The following is a 2,743-nucleotide window of genomic DNA, read 5'->3' on the forward strand; positions in this document are numbered from 1 at the left end:
GTCAGCTTAATAAACCCGCCCTCCAAGATAATCAAGGCAAGAAAACGGCTGGAGTCGATGGAATGAGAGCAATCTCATCAAGACAAAGGTTTGAACTTGTTGAGAATATTAAGGGAAACCTCAAAGCAAAACCACTGCGACGGGTGTGGATTCCAAAACCTGGTAGGGATGAAAAACGCCCTCTAGGAATACCCACAATCCAAGATAGAGCCAGGCAAGCCTTGGTGAAGTCGGCACTTGAGCCCGAATGGGAATCAAGATTTGAAGGAACAAGCTATGGGTTTAGACCTGGACGGTCAGCCCATGACGCAATAGCACGAATCTATCTATGTATCAAACATAGTAGTTATTATGTGTTGGATGCTGATATAGCAAAGTGTTTCGACCGAATAAACCATGATTACCTACTGTCCAAAATTCATTGTCCAAGCAGCCTAAAGAAAGACCTGAAACAGTTGCTTAAAGCTGGCGTGCTAGATAACGGTGTATTCGAGGATACAGACTCAGGGACACCTCAAGGAGGGGTAATAAGTCCACTCCTAGCCAACATCGCACTGGATAGAATGGAAAGGTTAGTTAAGGAAATGTATCCAAATAAAGGGACAACCACCCAGGTCAACCTAATAAGATACGCCGATGATTTTGTGGTCATATCCAAAGACTTAGGAATCATTGAACAGTGCAAAACTGCTATTTCCGAATGGTTAAAACCTACAGGACTAGAAATCAAACCCCAAAATACTCGAATCTGTCACACGCTCAATACGATTGAATATGATGGAAAACTTGAGAAACCAGGGTTCGACTTTCTGGGATTCAACATCAGGCAATATCCAGTAGGAAAATACAAATCTGGAAAAACAGGTGGGATAGCAAGCCGATTAATCGGACATATAACCCTCATCAAACCCAGTAAGAAAGCAGTTACAGCCCATACAGAAGTGATTAAGGGTGTAATTCAACAACATAAGACAACACCCCAATCTGCCCTGGTTAGCAAATTAAACCCGATTATTCGGGGATGGTCAAACTACTACTCAGGGGTTGTTTCATCCGAAACCTTCAACAAACTAGATAATATAGTTTGGCAAATGTTAAGGGCATGGACAGTTTCAAGATGCGGAAAGGCAAATCATGAAAAACTGAGTAATTATTTCAGACCTGGAACGGTCACGCTCAGTAATAGGAAAGAAAGACATGAAAAATCGATGTTCCAAACCAAAGACGGGTTACGTCTATATAAACACAACTGGACACCAATTGTCAGACATACCCTAGTCCGCCCAGACGCAACACTTTATGACGGTAATTGGACTTACTGGGCAACCAGGAAAGGACAAGCAATCGACACGCCAAACAGGGTAGCAAAACTACTCAAAAAGCCAAAAGGCAAGTGTACCTGGTGCGGGCAATACTTCACCCCATCAGACTTAGTTGAAGTAGACCACATTGTACCTAGAAGCCTCGGCGGAAAGGATGAATACAAGAACCTTCAGCTATTACACCGCCACACCCGCGATGATAAGACGGCGCTCGATAACGCCAACGCTGCATCCTTAACAATGGAGCAGTCTGCGCGTGCGTCACATCAGGAAGTTTTTCCTGTCTATGCCAATTATCGGGATGTGGAAGCACCACTAGAGCCGTGTGAAGGGAAACTTTCATGCACGGTTTTGAATGGGAGGGGGTGAAGGCGACTTCACTCTCGACCCCTAATTAATAAACTTTCATCTCGATGCTATGCCGAATCATAACTCCTCAGAAACTGAGTTGCTCAAGGCAATTCTGGAGCCGATGTTGGAAGACTTCCAATATTGGTTTGGGCGATCGCGACAACTCCTGGAAACTGAGAACATCCCTTTTCTGAGTGAACAGCAACAATCAGAAGTCCTAGATCGCATTAAACAAGCCCAGGAAGAGGTCAACACCGCTAAAACACTGTTTCACGCCACCGGATGTCAAGCCGGGATTGAAATGAAGGTGCTAATGCCGTGGCATCAACTCTTAACTGATTGTTGGCGCATTGCTAACCGCTTTCGTTTGGAATCGAAACCCCAGATCGAAAATGGAAATCCCAGTTAAGTTCTAGGGACCCCAGGCTATAGGTAGGTTTTCTCAACTGTTCCTTTCCCGGTTTCGATTTTTAGAGAAACTGTAGCGGTTGCTCCCTAATTTACGGTAAAGTTGTGGTAAATAGAACAAAATCTTAGCCTCGATTCATTAGCTTTTAACAAGGCCCAGTTTTCATCAATTATCCCTACCCCAAGGAGTAAATCATGTTACATCTGCTTTATATTCTGGCTTTTACCACTCTGGCATTTATAGCAGTACGCAATTTAATTCGTAGCCTGTTGACTGTTGGTATGGAGTCTCAGCGCTATAATTCTCACTCGGCGGGTGGCTTTAGGTCAGCGGATTCCCGAAATTACCAGAACATCCATCCAGAATTACTAGATGAGTCAGGAAATGTACTCAAAGAACCTTTGCTGGTGATGCGTTCCCTCTCAGTCCAAGATGCGCGAACTCAGCTAGATAACCTTTATCAATCTTCCCCCGGTTCTTCTGAAGAAACTAGAGATGATAGTTAGAAACCAACCATAGAAACCCTAGGGCGGAGGATAGCTTAACCATCTTGAACCTGCCCTTATATTGCCATGGAAAAGCTGAAATGTATCAGGTTAATACAACATACAGCCTTTATCTCAATCATTAAGCACAGTAACAACACTTGGTAAACCAGTTA

General features: G+C 43.8%; 3 protein-coding genes. All 3 read left to right on the forward strand.

The window, feature by feature from the left end:
- The coding region (gene ltrA / locus P5683_RS23980) for a group II intron reverse transcriptase/maturase (protein WP_315669496.1) at positions 1-1,691 on the forward strand (1,691 nt) is incomplete at its 5' end.
- 49 nt (positions 1,692-1,740) lie between these two features.
- The gene (locus tag P5683_RS23985; protein WP_006625973.1) at positions 1,741-2,082 is read left to right on the forward strand and encodes a DUF2605 domain-containing protein; all 342 of its coding nucleotides are present in this window, start codon (positions 1,741-1,743) and stop codon (positions 2,080-2,082) included.
- 194 nt (positions 2,083-2,276) lie between these two features.
- Positions 2,277-2,588 carry a DUF2973 domain-containing protein gene (locus P5683_RS23990; RefSeq protein WP_006625974.1) on the forward strand — a complete coding sequence of 104 codons (312 nt, stop codon included), beginning with the start codon at positions 2,277-2,279 and terminating at the stop codon, positions 2,586-2,588.
- Positions 2,589-2,743: the final 155 nt, after the last annotated feature.

The sequence above is a fragment of the Limnospira sp. PMC 1279.21 genome, assembly GCF_032349615.1.
GTDB classification, from domain to species: domain Bacteria; phylum Cyanobacteriota; class Cyanobacteriia; order Cyanobacteriales; family Microcoleaceae; genus Limnospira; species Limnospira fusiformis.